Here is a 20078-nt window from a genome sequence, read left to right as displayed (position 1 = left end):
AATGGGGCGGTGGCGGTCCGCGGCTGGATGCGCCTCGACCTCGGTGTCTTAGAAAATAAGCAAATGCTTGAAATTTGGGCGCGACCGGGAAGCTAGCCGAGACCGAAAACGATGATCGCTGCAGCTGCCAGGCCGGCCAGAACCAGCAGCGACAACATCGCGGCGGCGCTGGCGCGCGGGCCGGCGTCGGCGAGCTTGCGGATGTCGACTTCAAGGCCGAGTGCCGCCATGGCGATGACGGTGAGCCATGTGGCGAGGTGCGCAGCGCCAGTGGCGGCCGCGTCAGGGATCATTCCGCTGTTGCGGGCCACGGCGACGGCGAGGAAGCCGAGAATGAACCACGGGACGAAATGTCCAAACGTGGCGAGGCGGGCACGGCGATTGCCGACAGGCAGGCTTGGCGCCAGCGGATGCGCTTCGCCCTCGCGGTTGATGATCGAGAAGCACAGCACGACCGGGCCAAGCATCAGTACGCGCACGAGCTTGACCAGCGTGCCGACCTGCACGGACAGCACGCTGAACGGAGCGGTCGCCGCCAGCACCTGCGGCACGGCGTAGACGGTCATGCCGGCCAGCACGCCGAAGCCATAGGGCGACATGCCGAACCAACCGCCGATCAGCGGCAGGGACAGGACCACGGCAATGCCGAGGATAGCGGTAAACGAGATGGCGGCGGCAACTTCATCGCCCTCGGCACCGATTGCCGGCGCGACGGCGGCGATCGCCGAATTGCCGCAGATGGCGTTGCCGCAGGCGATCAGCGTCGCCATTCGCTTGGGCAGGCCAAGCAGCCGGGCAATGAAATAGCCGGAAACGATCGACAGAAAGACGATGCCGACGATGGTGGCGAGCAGCACCGGACCGCTTGCCAGGATCGCCTTGAAGCTGAGGGTCGCACCGATCAGGACGATCGCCGCCTCCAGCAGCAGCTTGGAGGAAAAGCGGATGCCGGCCATCCAGCGATCGCCGGGCGTCCAGAAGGTGCGCAGAAAGGCGCCGAGAAGGATGGCGATAACCAGCGCTTCCAGCCATGGCCGACCGGTCCAACTTGCCTCGAACCGTTCAAGGCCGAAGGCGGCGAGTGCTATGAGGCAACAGAGGATCAAGCCCGGCGCGATGCGCGCTATGCGGGAATTGAGCGTGGATGCGGGGGTGGTCGATGGGGAATGCGATCTGGACATGGCCGCAACCTAGTCCGATTGATAAATCTGTCTAACGGATTGTTCTTGTCAATCTGATCGGTTTTTGCGATTGATTTTCTATGACACTCGACCAACTTCGCATTTTTGTCGCTGTCGCGGAGCGTCTGCATATGACGCGCGCGGCCGAGGCAATGAACGTCACACAGTCTGCCGCCAGTGCGGCGATCGCCGCGCTTGAGACGCAACACGACGTCAGGTTGTTCGATCGGGTCGGCCGTGGATTGGCGCTGACGGAGGCTGGAACAGCTTTTCTGCCGGAGGCGAAAGCCGTTCTCGCGCGGGCCATGGCGGCAACCGCCTGCCTCAACGATCTGTCCGATCTGCGTCGCGGGACGCTTGCGATCGCCGCAAGCCAGACGGTCGCAAGCTACTGGTTGCCGGCCCGTCTCGCCCGCTTCACCCATGATTATCCGCATATCGATGTGAAGCTGACTGTGCGCAACACGGCTGTCGTCGCCGAGGCGGTCGAGGAGGGAACAGCGCAGCTCGGCTTCGTCGAGGGCAGGGTCGACGCTGAGAAGCTCGACCATCGCAGCGTGGCGGTCGACCGGATTGCCATCTATGCGCCACCCCGCCACGTCCTTGCCGGCAGGCCAGTCGATCTCGAGGCGCTGCTTGCCGCGCGCTGGGTGCTGCGCGAAGAAGGATCGGGCACGCGCGCCATGTTCCTGCAATCGATGCAGGCGCAGGGTGCGGATATCGGTCAGCTGAAGGTCGAGCTCGAATTACCGTCGAACGAGGCGGTGCTGACGGCCGTCGAGAGTGGTCCCTTCATCACCGCCGTTTCCAGGCTTGCCGCCCAGCCCTTCGTCGACGGTGGCCGGCTCTTGGAATTGCCGTTCGAGCTTGCCGAGCGTAGCTTTGAGCTGTTGACGCATCGCGATCGCCAGTTCAGCCGCGCGGCGCGGGCCTTCGTCGATCTGCTCTGCTGCATAATTCCTTAAATCGGAATCGATTTAAGGACAAAATTATGCAGCAACTCAAAGTGTTACAGCGACCTTTGCGCGTCTAAATAGACGCGCGGCGCTGTAGTCGGGCGCCGTAGGCGATCGCCATCCGGGGCGGCCGCGTTATCAATGCACGCGACGGTCCAGGAGGCTGGACCGGCATCTTTCCTGTGAGGAGATGACATCGTGTTCGAAATCGTCGAAAGGCCGGCGCAGCGGATTGCCGGCTCCTTCTGGGAGGGAACCTTCGTCGAGGCGGCGGACGGCGCCGTGCGCCGGTTGATCGCAGCGATGCAGGAACATCATCTGCGGCTGCATCCGAAGGACCATCCGACGCTCGTCGGCCTTTCCTGGAACGATCGTCCGGACGGCTTCCGCTACCTCGTCGGCTATGTCTCCGAAACGGCGGAAGCGACCAGCCATCCTGGTTACGTCGACCTGCCGGCCATGCGCTTCGTCAGCGCCATGCATCACCCTGACGAAGGTGACGTCTTCGCACACTATCAGCGCATGTTCGACTGGATCGGGTCCGAGGGCATGGTAGTCGACACTAGCATGCTGCACTATCGCGAGGAATACGAGCCGGGCTTTGTTTCACTCTCGCTGTCGTCGCTACGGCTGATGGTTCCGATTACAGCGCCGCGCGTCGAGCATGACGCGCTAAGGGCGCTGTAACGTTTTAAAATTGCTGCATAATTTTATCCTCAAATCGATCCCGATTTGAGGAACTATGCAAGTGGCTGATCGTCACTATCAGAAAAATTGCTTTGACCATCAACGCCCCCGCGTCTATCGCGGCTGACCTCCTTTTGTCCGTTCGGATAGGTCAATGACGCTCGCCCGCCTGGCTCCGGCCATCTTCGTACTGCTCTGGTCGACCGGCTGGGTCGTCGCCAAATATGCGGCTGTCTTTGCCGATCCGCTGACGTTTCTGGTGTTGCGTTACAGCCTGGCGATCCTGCTCTTCATGGGCTTCTGCCTTGTGACCGGGGCGAAATGGCCGACGTCCTGGTCGGCTGCTGCCCATGCGGTCATCTCGGGCATGTTTTTGCACGGGCTCTATCTCGGCGCCGTGTGGTGGGCGATCGGGCAGGGCGTGCCCGCCGCGATCTCGGGCATCATCGCCGGGCTGCAGCCGTTGATGACGGCCGTGGCCGCCTCCGTCGTCATCGCCGAGAAGCTCAGTGTTCAGCAGAAACTCGGGCTGGTACTCGGCTTCTTCGGCATCGCGCTTGCCGTGCTGCCAAAGGTACTTTCGATCGACACCGGCGCAACGCCGATCCATCTCTTGCCCGTGATCATCAATGTCCTCGGCATGGCCGCCGTCACCTACGGCACGCTCTATCAGAAGCGGCATCTGCAAAGCGGCGACATCCGCACCATCGCAGCGCTTCAATATCTCGGTGCCCTGATCGTCACGGTACCGCTGGCCCTGATGCTGGAGAACCTGCACGTCACCTGGAACCTGCAGATCTTCGCAGCGCTCGCCTGGTCGGTGCTGGGGCTTTCCATGGGCGCGATCGCGCTTCTGCTCTATCTCATCCGCCGGGGCCAGGTATCGCGCGCGGCCTCGCTCATCTATCTCGTGCCGCCGCTTGCGGCCGTGCAGGCGTGGCTGTTCTTCGGCGAGGCGCTGACGCTGCCGATGATCATCGGCACGGTGATTGCCGTTGCTGGCGTCTACCTCACCAACCGCAAACAGCAGGCATAAAAAACGGCGGGCCGAAGCGACCCGCCGTTCTTATCTCTTTGTTTTTACGCATTTCCGGACGGAAAACCGCTTCGCGCCTTTCCTAGAAATGCTCGTGCAGATCAGCCCTGCTGGCCGCGATTGCCGCCGCCGCGACGCATGCCGCCCTGGCCACCTTCGCGGCGTTCGCCGCCCTGGCCCTCTGGCCGCGGACCGCGGTTGCGCCATTCGCCCTGCTTCTGGCCGGGGCGACCGTGGTGCTTCTTGGCTTCGTGGTTGCGGTTGCCTTCCGAGCGGCCGTCGGCATGACCCTGGCCGGCTGGGCGCTGGCCACGGTGTTCCGCCTTCTGCGGACGGTCGTCGCGCAGAAGGTCGTCGCCGGCAAAGCTGCTCGGGGCGAGTGCCGACTGGCGGGCCGGGCGCTCGCGGCGCGGACGGGCGTCCTGGCGCTGACCGCCACCGCCGTTGCCGCGGTGCTGGCCGTTGCCATTGCCGCCGCGACCGCCGCGTCCCTTGGACGGACGGGCCTGGTCGGCAGGCGCTTCGCCGCTGGCAACAGCGATGTTGATGCCCATCAGCTTCTCGATGTCGCGCAGCAGGCGGATTTCGTCAGGGGCGCAGAAGGCGATCGCGATGCCGTCACGGCCGGCACGGGCGGTACGGCCGATGCGGTGAACATAGGCGTCCGGAACTTCCGGCAGGTCGTAGTTGTAGACGTGCGTGACGCCGGGGATGTCGATGCCGCGGGCAGCCACGTCGGTTGCCACGAGCACACGGATCTCACCGTCACGGAAGGCCTTCAGCGCGCGTTCGCGCTGGCCCTGGCTCTTGTTGCCGTGGATCGAGGCGGCTTTGAAGCCGACGTGGTCGAGATGCTTCATCAGCTTCTCGGCGCCATGCTTGGTGCGGCTGAAGATCAGCGACAGGCCATCCGGATTGTCGGTCAGGGTCTTCTTGAGGATGGTCGTCTTCAGGTCCTTGCCGGGAACGAAGTGAACATACTGTTCGACCTTGTCGGCGGCCTTGCCCGGAGGCGTCACTTGAACCTTGACCGGGTCGGTCAGATATTCGCCGGCGAGTTCGGCGATCTGCTTCGGCATCGTGGCCGAGAACAGCAGCGTCTGGCGGTTCTTCGGCACCAGCTTGGAGATCTTGCGCAGGTCGTGGATGAAGCCGAGGTCGAGCATCTGGTCGGCCTCGTCAAGCACGAGGTAGCGCCCTTGCGTCAGCGTCACGGCCTTGCGGTTGATCAGGTCGAGCAGGCGGCCGGGCGTTGCGACGAGGATGTCGACACCGCGGGCGAGCTGCTCGGTCTGCTTGTTGATCGAAACGCCGCCGACGACAACGCCGATCTTCAGCGGGGACTTCTTGACGAACAGCTTGAGGTTGGCAGCGATCTGGTTGACCAGTTCGCGGGTCGGCGCCAGCACCAGGGCGCGGATGTTGCGCGGGTCGGGGCGCTTGCCGTCGGCAACGAGCTTTTCGATCATCGGCAGGCCGAAGGCGGCCGTCTTGCCGGTTCCGGTCTGGGCGAGACCGATGAGGTCGTTGCCCTTCAACACCAGCGGAATGGCCTGCGCCTGGATCGGCGTCGGCTTTTCGAAGCCGTTGGCGGACAGGGTTTCCAGAATGTGTTCGGAAAGACCAAGATCTTTAAAGGTGGACAAATGCATATACCTTTTGGGGGCGCCAAACGCATTCGCCGGAACCGCAGTCTGCTGTTCCGGTGTCGTTCGGCGTCAAGAACCCCGCGTGAATTGGGAACTTGTGGGTTAAGAAAAAAGTCGTCAAGCGCCTGTGCTGTCGCCGGTTACGGCGTATGGGTGCGCTTTTCCTTCTTCACGGCTTTCTGTGTTGCCGAGGGCGCGCTCACGCGGCGGCCTGAAGGTGACGCTGCGTCCATGTCGTCGTTTTGGCCCCAAAAGTCAAGGTGCATCTTTTCGCAGGTGCGAAATGAGGTGGGGGCTAGTCGTCCACTGCCAGGTCGAAATCGGCGTCGGCGGCCTCCTGGCCGTTGACGAGGATCACCACGCGATGGGCGCCGGGATAGTAACGACGGGTTGTGATCGGCCGGATGGCGTGACGCTTCTCGATCTCGATCGTCGCGCCCGGCTCCAGCGTCGCCGATGTCCATTTGAACACCTTGGGTGAGGTCGTGCCATTGGCTTTGCGATGGTGCACGGCATAGTCGATCATGATCTTCTGGGCCGTCTTTGCGGTGTGCCTGACCGCGAGCTTGAACACGAGGCTTTCCCCGAGTGCGATCTCCGACCGGTCGAGCGAGAAGGCTGCGTCGATGCCGGAGGGCGCCGCAAAGCCGAAGTTCGAAAGGGCTGCCTCATGGCCCTGCTTCAGAAGCGTTCGCGACGCGTGGCGCAGCAATTGCCGCCGTTCCGGTGAGGCGCCCGCCATGTGCGTGGCCACGAAGCCTGCCACCAGATCGGGGTGATCCTTGGCGATGTCGTTGAGGCTGTTGGCGACCGAGCGACGCACATAGTCCTCGGGATCGTCAAGGAGGGCCGTCAGGATCGGCAGGATCGGCTGGGGCGCGCGGATGAGCTTCGGCAGCCGCATCGCCCAGGGCAGGCGAGGGCGCGTGCCTTCGCTTGCCAGACGCCTGACATGGTGATTGGCGTCGGTGGCCCAGGAGCCGATGATCGTGAGCGCCCGTTCCTGGTCCTGGTCGATGAAGACGCGGATACCGAACTCGGCGGTGAAGTGCGGCGTCAAAGCGCGCAGCAGTGACAGCGAGAGCTCGAAATCACCAAGCCCGCGCGCGGCGACATATTGACTGACGGGCAGTAAAGCCCAGCCGCTGAGGCCGGGCCGATCATCGGAAGGCAGGCAGTCGCCAAGTGCTGCAGCAGCTTGCGGGAAGGACTGCGGGAGGGTTTCGATGAGCGCATCGCGGATCTGCAGCGACCGTTGCATCAATTCCAGCGCCTCGAGATTGTCGCCGGCAAGCGCTTCGAACCTTCCGCGATCGAATGTCGGGCGGGCCGCGCTCAGGCGGTCGGCGATCGCGGTGACGACGCCCGGATGCAGCAGGTTTTTCAGCGGCTCCGCCATCTCTCGGTCTTCTCCCGGCTCAGATCTGTTGCTCGACGGCAAAATGCTGCATCAGCATTACCGCGCTGATTGCCGCCATGTAAGGGGCGAAATCCGGGTCGCGGCGCACGCGCTCGCCTGCTGACTTGGCGTCGTCGAGCGTTTCCCACTCGACCAGATCCGCGAGCATGCCGGGTGTCTCGCACGAACCGACCGCGCGCCAGGAAATGAAGCCGGGATAGTGGGAAACGGCCTGCATCGCCCGATGACGTGCGGAGGCCGCCGCCGGCTTGTCCGCAACGATGCAAACGGCGAGTTCGAGGATGCTTCTGGTGGTCATGTCATGCTCCATGTTGATTGCCGCTTGACTTAATCACACGTCAACTGACAGCCTTATGGCCATTACCTCACATGGACACGCGACAGGATTACGCCAATGAGACCTGCCGACCGGCTGTTTCGAATCATCCAGCTCATGCGGGCCACCGGCCGGGCGATGACGGCGCAGGAAATCGCCGACAAGATGGAAGTCGCGCGGCGGACGATCTATCGCGACATGGAGCATCTGGTCGGCTCCGGCGCGCCCATCGACGGCGAGCGCGGTGTCGGATACCTCCTACGCGAGAGTTTCGACGCGCCGCCGCTGACCTTTACCTTCGAGCAGCTCGAGGCGCTGGCCTTCGGTGCGAGGGCAGTGCAGATGCTCGGTGACCACCGGCTGGCGCAAGCCGCGCGCGAGGCCATGGAAAAGATCGAACACGGCCTTCCGCCCGAGCACGTGGCGCGATTGCGCAGCGCCCCGATCCGCGCCTTCCGCTCGGCGCTGCAGCCCAAGCCGCCGCCGATGCTCGGCGAGCTGCGCCGGGCGATCGCAGAGGAGCGCAAGGTGCGCCTGGCCTATGAAAGCCTTGCCGACCAGAGTTCCGAGCGCACCGTCTGGCCGCTTGGCCTCAGTGTCTTCGGCCATCACTGGCTGCTGACCACCTGGTGCGAGCTGCGCCAGGATTTTCGCGATTTTCGGGTGGATCGCATCAGGGAGATGAAGCTTGAGCGCGAGCATTTCCAGCCGTCGCCCACCCGCAGCTTCGATGCCTATCTCTCGCGCATGTGAGGCCCGCGAGCACACGATAAAAGTCCCCAATCGAGGACGTCATGGAACCAGATGGGCCTTCATCCGTTTCTATTAAAGGCTTATTCTGGCCTGCCCACGAGCAACATCATTTCATGGGAGACAATCGTGCAAAACCGGACTTGGATACTGGCCGCGGATGGCAATACGGCGCGCTTCGTCAAGGGCGTCAACCTGCGGAAAGACGAACGTCAGCACCCGGAGGAGGAGGTCATCCATACCGACCCTAAACGCGCCCAGGATATCATGGCCGACAAGCCGGGGCGCAGCCATTCGTCCGTCGGTCATGGACGTTCAGTGATGGAGTACAGCAGTGATCCGGTGCGCGAGGAAAAACACCGCTTCGCTGTCGATGTAGCCAGCAAGCTCGAGGGCTATCTGAGCGACAACGCCTTCGACAGCCTGGTGATCTGCGCGGCGCCAAAGACGCTCGGAGATTTGCGCAAGCTGCTTTCTGCCAATGTAAGGCAGAAGACGGTCGCCGAAATCGACCGCAATTGCGTCACGGTCCCGATCGAGCAACTGATCGCCACCGCGCGCTCGGCCGTCTATCCCTGAAGCTTTTCCAGGGAATGTGTAGCGGTTTCCCGTCAGGAAACGCGTAAAGTAGAGACCGGAAACGCTCTCAGACGTATGCCGCGTTCCCTCAGAAGTCTGTCGGGACGCCGCCTTCCTCCTTGCGTTTTGCAACGAAGGCGTCGAGTTCATCTTCGATCGCCGGATCCAGCGGCGGCCGTTCGTATTCGTTGAGCTTCTGCTTGAAAACCCGGTTCGCGTGGTCATAGGTCGTCGGCCGCCCGGCTTCCGTCCAGGTCTCGAAATTGCGCCAGTCGGACAGGATCGGCGAGTAGAACGCTGTCTCATAGCGTTGCAGCGTGTGCAGCGTGCCGAAGTAATGTCCGCCGGGGCCGACGTCGCGCACCGCGTCGAGCCCGAGCGCGTCGTCGCTGACATCAAGCGGCGTCAGGAACTCCGCCACCATCTGCAGCATGTCGACGTCGAGGATGAACTTCTCGAAGGAGGCCGTCAGTCCGCCCTCGGTCCAACCGGCCGCATGCATGATGAAATTGCCACCGCCCTGCGTCAGGGCCCAGAGCGACAGCGCGGACTCGTAGGCGGCCTGGGCGTCGAGCGTGTTGGCGGCATTGGTGTTCGAGGTCCGGTAGGGGATGTTGTAGCGGCGGGCGAGCTGGCCGCCGGCGATCACCGCCTTCATGTATTCCGGCGTGCCGAAGGCGGGCGCGCCCGTCTTCATGTCGACATTCGAGGTGAAGCCTCCATACATCACCGGCGCCCCGCGTCGCACCATCTGGGTGAAGGCGATGCCGCACAGCGCCTCGGCATTCTGCTGCACCAGGGCTCCGGCGATCGTCACCGGCGCCATGGCGCCTGCAAGCGTGAAGGGCGTGATCACCACCACCTGATTGCGCGACGACATTTCGATGATGCCTTGCAGCATCGGCCCGTCGAGGCGCAGCGGCGAGGAAGTGTTGATGATCGTGAACAGTGAAGGCTCGCGCTCCATCTGCTCCATGGATATGCCGCGGCCGATGCGGGCGATCTCGATGCCGTCGGTGTTGCGCTGGCGGCCGAGCGAATAGACGTGGAAGACCTTGTCGGTGAGCTTCACCATGTCGGAGAGGCAGTCGAGGTGGCGCACCGAGGCGTGTAAATCCACGGGCTCGACAGGATAGCCGCCGGTCGTGTGGATGATGTCGTAGGACTGGGCAAGCTTTACCAGCTTGCGGAAATCCTCGTGGTTGCCGGTACGCCTGCCGCCTTCGCGGTCGGCCACGAACGGCGCACTGGCGACCTGGGCAAAGACGAGGTTGTTGCCACCGATCGCGACATTGCGGGCCGGGTTGCGCGCATGCATGGTGAAGGAGGGGGGCACCGACGCGATCATGTCCATGATCAGGCCGCGATCGAAGCGGACGCGGTCGGTACCGGGCGTGACATCGGCGCCTGCTGCTTTCATGCGCTCGCGCGCCTCCGGCAGGATGATGTCCATGCCGATTTCCTCAAGGATCGTCAGCGACGCCTCGTGGATCGCTTCGAGCGCATCGTCGGAGAGCACCGAAGACCTGCTCTGGGTGTTGACGAGATTGAGATACTTACCGCCTGAGGATTTTCGTGTGCGCTCGCCACCGCGGCCGCTGGACCTGCGTCGCCGCTCGAGCGGGGATGAGGACGTTTCGCCTGTAGCAGTATCCGGAAACTGATCGTCGTTCATGAGAAACCCACCGCGTTGCCGATGGATTTCTGTCGCAGATTTTTCGCGGCGATGCCCCCGCCATTTGCGACAGTTCAGTTCTCTGGTGGAGTAAAGGCCATCAAAACGGCGGTGGCGACCAGGAGTTTGCCTCGTTCAGCGTTTGTCGCCACGCAGCATTTCGCGTTTTCCGGCGAAGCCCTTGCGCTTCTCGACGATAAAGCCGGCGGCTTGCAGATTGCGGCGAACAAAGCCGGCCGCGGCATAGGTGGCGAAGCTGCCGTCGGGTGCTGTCCTGTCGAACACCAGCCGCATCAGGTCCTCCGACCACATGTCGGGATTGCGTGATGGCGCGAAACCATCGAGGAACCAGGCATCGAAGCGTTCTGCGGCCTCGCCAAGGCCATCGAGTGCGGGGCCGCAGACGACGCTCAGGCGAACGCCGTCGCCAAAATCGATCTCGATCCTGCCGTCGTTTGTCGCGGGCCAGTGCTCGACAAGGGCCAGCCGTTCGGCGTCGATCTCGGGCCAGTGCGACAGGGCACGGGAGATCTCCTCCGCCTGCATGGGAAATCGCTCGAAACTGACGAAATGCAGTGTGCCGCTTTCGGCAACCGTGGCTTTCCATTGCCGCCAGGTTTCGCAGAAGTTGAGGCCGGTGCCAAAGCCAAGCTCGCCGATGGTGAACGCACCGCCGGAGATCCAGCGTTCGGGCAGGCCATTGCCGGCAAGAAACACATGCCCGCATTCCAGCCGACCATCGGTGCGGCAATAAAAGTGATCGCCAAATTCCCTGGAATAGGGCATATCGCCCTCGTGCCAATCGAGGCTTTGATGGGCCGGGGGCTGGTTCGGTTCTGCGGCGGATCCTGTCATGCGATGGCGATAATCCCGCCACCGGAGAAGGTCAATCGATGAGCGAACTTTTGATCGTCGGCGGCGGCATCATGGGGCTTTGGGCCACTCTTACGGCCGCGCGGACCGGCATGGACGTTTGCCTGGTCGAAGAGCGCCGCATCGGTGCCGGCGCCAGCGGCGGCATACTCGGCGCGCTGATGCCGCATATGCCGGACAAATGGAACGCCAAGAAACAATTCCAGTTCGACGCCCTCGTCTCGCTCGAAGGCGAGATCGCAGCGCTCGAGGCTGAAACCGGGCTTTCGGCGGGTTACCGCCGCAGCGGGCGGATCATGCCGCTCGCCAAGCCGCATCTGCGTGAGATCGCCCTTCGCCACGAGCAGGATGCGATGCAAAACTGGCGGGCAGGCGACCGCCGATTCTTCTGGCATGTGCGCGACGATCCGCCGTCCGGCTGGCTCGGTGCGGAGGCTGCTGCCTGCGGCATGGTGTTCGATACGCTCGGCGGCCGGCTCTCCCCGCGCCAGACGCTGGCGGTCCTGCGTGCGGTGCTGGCGCAATCGCCGAACGTGCGGATCGTCGAGGGAACCGGCGCTCGGGCAATCTATCCGGGCCACGGCCGAGCCGAACTCGACGACGGAACGGAAATCTCCTTCGGCCATTGCGTACTGGCCGCCGGCGTCGGCAGCTTCCCGCTCATCGATACGCTCTGCGGACCTATCCGCGGATCGAGCGGCACCGGGGTCAAGGGCCAGGCGGCGCTGCTTCTGGCAGACGTCGATCCGCAATTGCCCGTCATCTTCACCGACGGCGTCTATATCGTCGCCCATGACGACGGCCATGTCGCCATCGGCAGTACCAGCGAGAACAAATTTGCCGATCCGCTATCGACGGATGAACTGCTTGTTGAGCTGCTGGGGCGGGCCGAAGCGCTGGTGCCGGCTTTGCACGGGGCAGAGGTGGTTGAGCGCTGGGCCGGCATACGGCCGAAATCGACCGGCAGGGAGCCGATGGTCGGGCGCCATCCGGATCACGAAAACCTGTCGGTACTGACCGGCGGTTTCAAGGTGAGCTTCGGCATCGCCCATCGCCTTGCGCGCTTCGTCATCGACGAGGTCGCCGGCCTGCCGTCGATCGATGTTCCCGAATCCTTCTTGTGCCGGAATCACATAGCAGCACTTCGCGAGAAACATCTTTAAGTCGCTGGCCGGCAATGGAGCGGTATTGCCCCGTTTGGTTCGTCAATCTGTCACGCAAATCACCTAAGACGCGGGCAATAGAGCGCCGCATCTCCCCATCTAAGGGCATTGTTGAAGCTCTAAGGTTTTGAACCCTGCGTGCGCCCTGGCGACGATCGAGATCGGTTGTCGCGGGTCTGTGCCAGAGCGGATTTCCGGAGCATGCGCATGCGTTACGCCATTTGTTTCACGCCGCCGATGGCTGATCCGCTTTCAACGGTTGCTGCCAGTTGGCTCGGCCGCAACGTCTATTCCGGCGAGCCGGCAGAACTGCCGTCGATCTCCGGGTTGACCGCATCCGAGATCGCCTTTCACACCGCCGTTCCGCGCCGCTTCGGCTTTCATGCGGTGGTGATGTCGCCCTTCCGGCTTCATCCTGACATGGACGAGGCGCAGCTTCTCAAGGCGCTGATGCATTTTGCCGGCGCCCAGACGCCGTTCGAGATCGAGCGCCTGGAAGTGGCCCGGCTCGGCCAGTGCTGGGGACTGATGCCGCAGATCCCCAACACGGCGATGCATCTTCTGGCCGCCAGCATCATCCAGGAGTTCGACGCGTTTCGCGCGCCGCTCAGCGAAGACGAGATCGAGCGCTCCGACCCGGATCGGCTGACGGCGCCGCAATTTTCCAATCTGCATCGCTGGGGCGATCCTCATGTGATGGATGAATATCGCTTTCACATGATGCTGACCGGGCCGCTCAGCCAGGACGCCATGCGCCGTATCGAGGCGCCGCTTCGGGATCTGTTCGAACCATGCCTGGCGCTGCCGTTGACGATCGGCAGCCTGGCGCTGTTCGTCGAACAGGAATCGGGCGCGCCGATGCGCGTCCACTCGCAGCACCCGCTCGGCAAGATCTCCGCGACCAAACGGGGCGACCGGATCAAGCGGGTAGCCACCGAAGCGCCGCTTGCGCCGAGCCCCGTTCCGCCGTTGTCGCGGATGGTTGCCTCGCTGATGGCGGGCCGCTAACCGTCTGCACTGACGTCATTTTGTCTCGACAATCCGGTCGGCAATGATACCGTTCCGGAAAATTCGAAGGGTGATTTGATGTCTGAGACTACCTATCCGCGTGACCTCGTCGGCTATGGCCGCAACCCGCCCAAGGCAAACTGGCCGGGCGATGCGCGCATCGCCGTGCAGTTCGTGCTCAACTACGAAGAGGGCGGCGAAAGCTGCATCCTCGATGGCGACCCGGCGTCCGAGAGCCTGCTTTCGGAGATTGTCGGCGCGCAACCCTGGCAGGGGCAGCGCAACCTCAACATGGAATCGATCTACGAATACGGTTCCCGCTCCGGCTTCTGGCGGCTGTGGCGCATGTTCACCAGCCGCGACGTGCCGCTGACGGTCTACGGCGTGACGCTGGCGATGGCCCGCAATCCGGAAGCGGTCGCAGCGATGAAGGAAGCGGGCTGGGAGATCGCCAGCCACGGTCTGCGCTGGCTCGAATACAAGGATTTCCCCGAAGAGGTGGAGCGTGAGCATATCCGCGAAGTCGTTCGGCTGCATACCGAACTGACCGGCGAGCGCCCGCTCGGTCTCTACCAGGGAAAGCCTTCCAACAACACGCTGAAGCTTGTTCTCGAAGAGGGTGGCTTCCTCTATTCGTCGGATTCCTATGCGGACGAATTGCCCTATTGGGTGCCGGGCTTGACGGCCGACAAGCCGCACCTGATCATCCCCTACACGCTCGACGCCAACGATATGCGCTTTGCGACGAACCAGGGCTTCAACTCCGGCGAACAGTTCTTCACCTACCTCAAGGACACGTTCGACGTGCTCTACGAGGAGGGCAAGGAAGGCAATGCCAAGATGATGAACATCGGCCTGCACTGCCGCCTCGTCGGTCGTCCGGGCCGCGCCGCGGCGCTGGCGCGGTTCGTCGACTACGTCATGTCGCACGACAAGGTCTGGGTACCGCGGCGCGTCGATATCGCTCGCCACTGGTACGAACACCACAAGTCGGAAGGGGCTCTCTGATGTCCGATCGCGACGCCTTCGTCAGCCGCTTCGGCGGCGTGTTCGAGCATTCTCCATGGGTTGCCGAACGAGCCTACGACCGGGCGGCCGCAACGGGACTTTCGGCCGGCAACGTGCACTCGGCACTTTGCCAGGCCTTTCGCGCCGGCCTGCCGCGCGAAAGGCTCGCCGTGCTGCGCGCCCATCCGGATCTTGCCGGTAGGCTGGCGATCGCCGGCAAGCTGACGGCGGACTCGACGGCGGAGCAGGCGTCCGCCGGCCTCGATCGCCTTTCGGCCGAGGAGCATGCCCGGTTCACGGCGCTCAACGAAGCCTACACCCAGAAATTCGGCTTTCCCTTCATTGTCGCGGTCAAGGGCCTGACGAAGAAGGACATTCTCGCCTCGTTCGAAAGGCGCATTGACAATTCGACCGAAGAGGAATTTGAAACCGCCTGCGCGCAGGTGGAGAAAATCGCTCGTCTGCGGCTGCAATCCATGCTTCCAGGAGACGAAAATGCCTGACATATCAGTTCGATATCTGCTCTCATCTGCACTGAGGGCAGTCGAACCGGACCATGCCGGTGCCGCTGGCGACGCGCACTGCGGGGCGGCGGTCTGATGTCGCGTCTTCTTTCGATCGAAACCCTGACGCAGGACGCTTTCGCGCCGTTCGGCACGGTGATCGAGGCCGATCCGGCTTCGATGCGCTACATCAACAGCGGCACGACCGAGCGCTTCCATGGCCTTGCGCGCGCCGACGTCGTCGGCGAAGGCGCCAACGTCATCATCAACATCTTTCGCGGCCAGCCGCGTGCCTTCCCCTACGCGGTGGCGATGATGGAGCGGCACCCCTTCGGCAGCCAGAGCTTCTCGCCGCTCGACGACAGGCCGTGGCTCATCGTCGTTGCCGAAGACGAGGGCGGCCGACCGGGGGCGCCACGGGTCTTCCGGGCGAACGGACGGCAGGGCGTCAATTACGGGCGCAATGTCTGGCACCATCCGCTGATGTCGGTCGGCGCGGTCAGCGACTTCATCGTCGTCGACAGGGAGGGGCCGGGCAACAATCTCGAAGAGTATTTCTACGAAGAGCCCTTCGTCATCCAAAGCGCAGTGTGAGGGAAGAGACGCGATGAGCAGCACCGGCCGCCTGACCACCCATGTCCTCGATACCGCGCTCGGCAAGCCGGCCGAAGGCCTGCGCATCGATCTCTATTGGCTTGAAGGCGAGGAGCGGCAGCTGATCCGCACCGTTCATACCAACAGCGATGGGCGCGTCGACGGCCCCATGGTCGAAGGCGTCGGCTTCATGGCCGGCAGCTACGAACTGGTGTTCCACGCCGGCGACTATCTGCGCGCAACGGGCGCGGCGCTGCCGGAACCTGCTTTCCTCGACCTGATCCCGCTGCGCTTCGGCATTGCCGATCCGGCCAGCCACTATCACGTGCCGCTGCTGCTTTCGCCCTACGGCTACTCGACCTATCGCGGCAGCTAAGCGCTGGCTTCCTGCATCGCTGGAAGGCGACCTCCAGGGTAATGACAGCGCTGCTTTATCGGCCCGACCTCGTCCCGTCATCCTCGGGCTTGACCCGAGGATCCAGTCCTGCGCCGCGCGCTTGAGCGCTGGATGCTCGGGTCGAGCCCGAGCATGACGGAGAGAGTGGAAATGCCGTAGAGGCGGCCCTGGTCGCCCTTATGAACCAATTGCCGAGGGTCGGTGCGTCAATCCGCAAGAATGTCGCGGTTGACGTCGTTGATATCGCGCTTGCCGCAAAGCGCCATGGTGATGTCCATCTCCTTGCGGATGATTTCCAGCGCCTTGGTCACGCCTTCCTTGCCCATGGCACCGAGGCCATAGAGGAAGGGGCGGCCGATATAGGTGCCCTTGGCGCCCATGGCGACGGCCCTCAGTACGTCCTGGCCCGAGCGGATGCCGCCATCGAGATGCACCTCGATCTGATGGCCGACCGCATCGACGATGCGCGGCAGCATGCTGATCGAGGAATGGGCGCCATCGAGCTGGCGGCCGCCATGGTTGGAAACGATGATCGCGTCGGCGCCGGTCGCGGCCGCCATCTTGGCGTCTTCCGGATCGAGGATGCCCTTGAGGATCAGCGGACCGCCCCAGCGCTCCTTGATCCATTCGACGTCCTTCCAGGAAAGCTGCGGGTCGAACTGTTCCGCCGTCCAGGCGCCGAGCGAGGAGAGGTCCGTGACGCTCTTGGCATGGCCGACGATGTTGCGGAAGGTGCGGCGGTTGGTGCCGAGCATCTTCATGCACCAGCCGGGACGCGTTGCCATCTGCCAGAGATGTTTGGGCGTCAGCTTCGGCGGGGCCGACAGGCTGTTGCGCAGGTCCTTGTGGCGCTGGCCGAGGATCTGCAGGTCGAGCGTCAGCACCAGTGCCGAGCACTTGGCCGCCTTTGCCCGGTCGATCAGGTTGAGCACGAATTCGCGCTCGCGCATGACATAGAGCTGGAACCAGAACGGCTTGGTCGTGACCGAGGCGACGTCCTCGATCGAGCAGATGCTCATGGTCGACAGCGTGAAGGGAACGCCGAAGGCTTCTGCCGCCTGTGCGGCCAGCATCTCGCCGTCGGCGTGCTGCATGCCGGTGAGGCCCGTCGGTGCCAGCGCCACCGGCATCGACACCTTCTGGCCGATCATGGTCGTTTCCAGCGAGCGGTTGGTCATGTCGACCAGCACGCGCTGGCGCAGCTTCACCTTGGCGAAGTCTTCCTCGTTGGCGCGATAGGTGCCCTCGGTCCAGGCGCCGCTGTCGGCGTAATCGAAGAAGAGCTTCGGTACGCGGCGCTTGGCGAGTGCCTTGAGGTCGCTGATTTCGAGGATTTGCGTCATGGAAACGGCCTTCATCTGAATCAAGGGCTAGAGCGGGATGCGGGCGGAAAACCGCACACACTTTTCCTCATCCCGCTCTACAGCGCCGCGCGCCTGACCAGACGCGCAAAGGTCGCTGTAGCACTTTGAATTGCTGCATGTGTCCCGAAATCGGGACACATGCAGCGGGATGACTGCCGAGCCCTTACCATGTTTGCCGGAGGCTTGTTAATAGCGTTGACACAAAGAGGTCAATTTTTTTGACCTCTTTGTGCTTGGCTGAACGATCAGGCGGCCGCGAGTGCCGACTTGGCCGGTTTTCCCGCCACATAGGTTTCGACGATCGAGCGGTCGTCGCCCATGGTCTGCAGCAGGAAAAGCTCATCGGCGAGCGAGTTGACCACTTCAGCGCGCAGCGCCATCGCCGGCGTCGCCGCCATGTCGAGCACGATGAAGTCGGCGTCGGTGCCGGCCGCGAGCGTGCCGATGCGATCGCCCAGCGACAGCGCCTCGGCATTGCCGCGGGTCATCATGAAGAAGCTGTCGAACGGGTTCAGTCGCTCGCCCTGCAGCTGCAGGATCTTGTAGGCCTCGTCGAGCGTCTTCAGCATGGAATAGCTGGTGCCGCCGCCGATATCAGAGGCAACCGCGGTGCGCACCGGCTTTTCCCGTCGGTTGAGCGCCCGCAGGGGGAACAGGCCGGAACCGAGAAAAAGGTTGGATGTGGGGCAGAAGACCGCCACCGACCCCGTCTCGCTCATCACATCCGCCTCGCGCTCGGAGAGATGGATGCAGTGGCCGAACAGGCTTTTCGGCCCAAGCAGGCCGTAACGGGCGTAGACGTCGGTGTAGTCCTTGGCTTGCGGATAAAGCTCGCAGGTAAATGCGATCTCGTCGCGGTTTTCCGAGAGATGCGTCTGGACGTGCAGATCGGGGAATTCGTGCACCAGCGATCTGGCGACGTCCATCTGCTCCGGCGTCGAGGTGATGGCAAAGCGCGGGGTGATGGCGACATGGTTGCGGCCCTTGCCGTGCCACTCGCGGATCACGGCGCGCGTCTCGTCGTAGCCCATCTGCGGCGTGTCGAGCAGGCCTTGCGGGGCATTGCGGTCCATCATCACCTTGCCGGCAATCATGCGCATGTCGCGGCGCAGCGCCTCGGCGAAGAAGGCGTCGGCGGATGCCTTGTGCACCGAGCAATAGGCAGCTGCCGTGGTTGTTCCGTGGCGAACCATTTCGTCGAAGAAGCGGCTGGCGATGCGTGTCGCATGGGCGGTCTCGACGAAGCGGCATTCTTCGGGGAAGGTGTAGGTGTTCAGCCATTCGAGCAGATTGGCGGCGTATGACGCCATCACCTGCATCTGCGGGAAGTGCAGATGGGTGTCGATGAAACCCGGCACGATCAGATGCGGGCGGTGATCGATCTCGACACTATCATCCGCTGCCTCGGCTCTGACGGCCGCGTAGGCGCCCGACGCCTTGATCTGCCCGCCCTCGACCAGCAGCGCGCCATCGGCCTCGTAGGCATAGGCAGCGCTATCGTCGATATTGTCAGGGGCGCGATGGAAGCTCAGCAGGCGGCCGCGGATGAGCGTCGATGTCATTGTGTCTTGCCTTCCTCGACGGCGCTTTCGAACCAGGCTGTCAGCAACTGGCGCTCGTCCGTCGTCATGTCGGTTATGTTGCCGGGCGGCATGGCATGGCTGCGCCCCGCCTGGATATAGATTTCGCGGGCGCGGGCGGCAATCTCCCGGTCGCTTTCCAACACCACGCCATTGGGCGGCCGGGTGAGGCCCTCATAGACCGGTTCGGCCGCATGACACATGGAGCAGCGGGTCGAGATCGCGTCCTTGACGGCGGGGAAGTGGGCGTTCTCGGCAAAGCGGGCAAAGACCGGTGCGACCTCTGCCTTTTCTTCGCCCGTCAGCACCTTCGGCACGGTCGAAAGCCACATGATCAGGATGAAGAGGAGGACGGTGGCGAGCCAGGTCCAGGTGGGCCTGCCCTTGCGCGCATGCGTCGTGTTGAACCAATGGCGGATGGTGACGCCCATCAGGAACACCAGTGCCGCGATGATCCAGTTGAAGGCGGTCGCAAACGCCAGCGGATAGTGGTTCGACAGCATGAAGAAGATGACCGGCAGGGTCAGGTAGTTGTTGTGCAGCGAGCGCTGCTTGGCCTGGGCGCCGAGTTTGGGATCGGGGGTGCGGCCGGCGATCAGGTCGGCAACGACGATCTTCTGGTTGGGGATGATGAGGAAGAAGACGTTGGCCGACATGATGGTCGCGGTGAAGGCGCCCAGATGCAGGAAGGCGGCGCGGCCGGTGAAGACCTGCGTATAGCCCCAGGCCATGACCACCAGCGCCACATAGAGAAGCGCCATCAGGCCCCAGGTGTTCTTGCCGATTGGCGACTTGCAGAGCAGGTCATAGAAGATCCAGCCGATGCCGAGCGAGGCGAGCGAGATCAGGATTGCCGTGGTCGCCGAGATATCGAGTACGTGGCGGTCGATCAGGAAAAGATCGGCGCCGCCGTAATAGACGAGACAGAGCATGGCGAAGCCCGAAAGCCACGTCATGTAGGATTCCCATTTGAACCAGGTCAGGTGTTCCGGCATCGAGGCGGGGGCGACCAGATATTTCTGGATGTGATAGAAGCCGCCGCCATGCACCTGCCATTCCTCGCCATAGGCGCCGGCCGGCAGGTGATCGCGCTTCACCAGGCCGAGGTCGAGCGCGACGAAATAGAAGGATGAGCCGATCCAGGCGATGGCGGTGATGACATGCAGCCAGCGGACGGCGAAGGCCAGCCATTCCCAGGCGATGGCGAACTCGTACATTCGGGGTCCCCTTTATTCTCTCCGTCATCGCACCTTGCGCAAAAACCGGGGGTTGGGGAAGGGGGCGAATGCGCCCCCGGACGTGATTTGCCGGGATCGGCACGATTTCAAGGATGAATTCG

Annotated in this window: 20 protein-coding genes; 11 read left to right on the top strand and 9 right to left on the bottom strand. The window is 63.3% G+C overall.

Going from position 1 to position 20078, the window contains the following annotated elements:
* Positions 1-92 precede the first annotated feature (92 nt).
* A complete protein-coding gene (locus tag BC363_RS03230; RefSeq protein WP_083223708.1) occupies positions 93-1181 on the bottom strand; it encodes a YeiH family protein in 1089 nt (362 codons plus the stop codon).
* 80 nt (positions 1182-1261) lie between these two features.
* On the opposite strand from BC363_RS03230, the gene BC363_RS03225 reads away from it, so the two are divergent.
* The 3 genes from BC363_RS03225 (at position 1262) to BC363_RS03215 (ending at position 3860) form a co-directional block, all read left to right on the top strand.
* Positions 1262-2146 (top strand): LysR family transcriptional regulator, encoded by an 885-nt coding sequence (locus BC363_RS03225; protein WP_065786283.1) that lies wholly within the window; start codon positions 1262-1264, stop codon positions 2144-2146.
* Between the two features lie 189 nt (positions 2147-2335).
* A complete protein-coding gene (locus BC363_RS03220) occupies positions 2336-2824 on the top strand; it encodes a GyrI-like domain-containing protein (RefSeq protein ID WP_244519788.1) in 489 nt (162 codons plus the stop codon).
* 154 nt (positions 2825-2978) lie between these two features.
* Positions 2979-3860, top strand: coding sequence for a DMT family transporter (locus tag BC363_RS03215; RefSeq protein ID WP_065786285.1), 882 nt, complete (start codon positions 2979-2981; stop codon positions 3858-3860).
* A gap of 101 nt (positions 3861-3961) precedes the next feature.
* Here BC363_RS03215 and BC363_RS03210 read toward each other — a convergent pair whose 3' ends face one another.
* From BC363_RS03210 to BC363_RS03200, 3 genes are all read right to left on the bottom strand, one after another.
* Complete coding sequence (locus tag BC363_RS03210; protein WP_065786982.1) at positions 3962-5506, bottom strand: DEAD/DEAH box helicase; 1545 nt, start codon at positions 5504-5506, stop codon at positions 3962-3964.
* A gap of 298 nt (positions 5507-5804) precedes the next feature.
* Positions 5805-6908 (bottom strand): DNA alkylation repair protein, encoded by a 1104-nt coding sequence (locus tag BC363_RS03205; protein WP_065786286.1) that lies wholly within the window; start codon positions 6906-6908, stop codon positions 5805-5807.
* A 19-nt stretch (positions 6909-6927) separates the two neighbouring features.
* Entirely contained in the window at positions 6928-7227 is a 300-nt protein-coding gene (locus tag BC363_RS03200) for a hypothetical protein (RefSeq protein WP_065786983.1), read from the bottom strand.
* A gap of 96 nt (positions 7228-7323) precedes the next feature.
* On the opposite strand from BC363_RS03200, the gene BC363_RS03195 reads away from it, so the two are divergent.
* Together BC363_RS03195 and BC363_RS03190 are read left to right on the top strand one after the other, a co-directional pair.
* Positions 7324-7998 carry a YafY family protein gene (locus BC363_RS03195; protein ID WP_065786287.1) on the top strand — a complete coding sequence of 225 codons (675 nt, stop codon included), beginning with the start codon at positions 7324-7326 and terminating at the stop codon, positions 7996-7998.
* A gap of 126 nt (positions 7999-8124) precedes the next feature.
* Positions 8125-8574: a host attachment protein gene (locus tag BC363_RS03190; RefSeq protein ID WP_065786984.1), complete on the top strand. Its 450-nt coding sequence runs from the start codon at positions 8125-8127 to the stop codon at positions 8572-8574.
* An 88-nt stretch (positions 8575-8662) separates the two neighbouring features.
* On the opposite strand, the gene BC363_RS03185 is transcribed toward BC363_RS03190, so the two are convergent.
* Together BC363_RS03185 and mnmD are read right to left on the bottom strand one after the other, a co-directional pair.
* On the bottom strand, positions 8663-10249 hold the full coding sequence (locus BC363_RS03185) for a trimethylamine methyltransferase family protein (protein WP_065786288.1): 1587 nt from the start codon (positions 10247-10249) through the stop codon (positions 8663-8665).
* A gap of 135 nt (positions 10250-10384) precedes the next feature.
* Complete coding sequence (gene mnmD, locus BC363_RS03180; protein WP_065786289.1) at positions 10385-11104, bottom strand: tRNA (5-methylaminomethyl-2-thiouridine)(34)-methyltransferase MnmD; 720 nt, start codon at positions 11102-11104, stop codon at positions 10385-10387.
* Positions 11105-11142: 38 nt separating this feature from the next.
* Between mnmD and BC363_RS03175 the strand changes: the two genes are divergently transcribed.
* From BC363_RS03175 to uraH, 6 genes are all read left to right on the top strand, one after another.
* Positions 11143-12285 (top strand): FAD-binding oxidoreductase, encoded by a 1143-nt coding sequence (locus BC363_RS03175; RefSeq protein WP_065786290.1) that lies wholly within the window; start codon positions 11143-11145, stop codon positions 12283-12285.
* Positions 12286-12492: 207 nt separating this feature from the next.
* Positions 12493-13293: a DUF1045 domain-containing protein gene (locus tag BC363_RS03170; protein ID WP_065786291.1), complete on the top strand. Its 801-nt coding sequence runs from the start codon at positions 12493-12495 to the stop codon at positions 13291-13293.
* Positions 13294-13371: 78 nt separating this feature from the next.
* On the top strand, positions 13372-14301 hold the full coding sequence (gene puuE / locus BC363_RS03165; protein WP_065786292.1) for an allantoinase PuuE: 930 nt from the start codon (positions 13372-13374) through the stop codon (positions 14299-14301).
* A complete protein-coding gene (gene uraD / locus BC363_RS03160; RefSeq protein ID WP_065786293.1) occupies positions 14301-14804 on the top strand; it encodes a 2-oxo-4-hydroxy-4-carboxy-5-ureidoimidazoline decarboxylase in 504 nt (167 codons plus the stop codon). The genes puuE and uraD overlap by 1 nt, the downstream gene beginning before the upstream one ends.
* A 96-nt stretch (positions 14805-14900) precedes the next feature.
* On the top strand, positions 14901-15398 hold the full coding sequence (locus BC363_RS03155) for an ureidoglycolate lyase (RefSeq protein WP_065786294.1): 498 nt from the start codon (positions 14901-14903) through the stop codon (positions 15396-15398).
* 13 nt (positions 15399-15411) lie between these two features.
* The gene (uraH, locus tag BC363_RS03150) at positions 15412-15774 is read left to right on the top strand and encodes a hydroxyisourate hydrolase (protein ID WP_065786295.1); all 363 of its coding nucleotides are present in this window, start codon (positions 15412-15414) and stop codon (positions 15772-15774) included.
* A 227-nt stretch (positions 15775-16001) separates the two neighbouring features.
* On the opposite strand, the gene BC363_RS03145 is transcribed toward uraH, so the two are convergent.
* The 3 genes from BC363_RS03145 to BC363_RS03135 form a co-directional block, all read right to left on the bottom strand.
* Positions 16002-17138, bottom strand: coding sequence for an alpha-hydroxy acid oxidase (locus BC363_RS03145; protein ID WP_065786296.1), 1137 nt, complete (start codon positions 17136-17138; stop codon positions 16002-16004).
* Between the two features lie 266 nt (positions 17139-17404).
* Complete coding sequence (guaD, locus tag BC363_RS03140) at positions 17405-18721, bottom strand: guanine deaminase (protein ID WP_065786297.1); 1317 nt, start codon at positions 18719-18721, stop codon at positions 17405-17407.
* Positions 18718-19956, bottom strand: coding sequence for a urate hydroxylase PuuD (locus BC363_RS03135; protein ID WP_065786298.1), 1239 nt, complete (start codon positions 19954-19956; stop codon positions 18718-18720). Before BC363_RS03135 ends, guaD begins: the two co-directional genes overlap by 4 nt.
* Between the last annotated feature and the right edge of the window lie 122 nt (positions 19957-20078).

It is taken from the genome of Ensifer sp. LC384, from assembly GCF_001695865.1.
Taxonomy (GTDB): Bacteria; Pseudomonadota; Alphaproteobacteria; order Rhizobiales; family Rhizobiaceae; genus Ensifer.
This window is presented reverse-complemented; position numbering and strand designations above follow the sequence as displayed.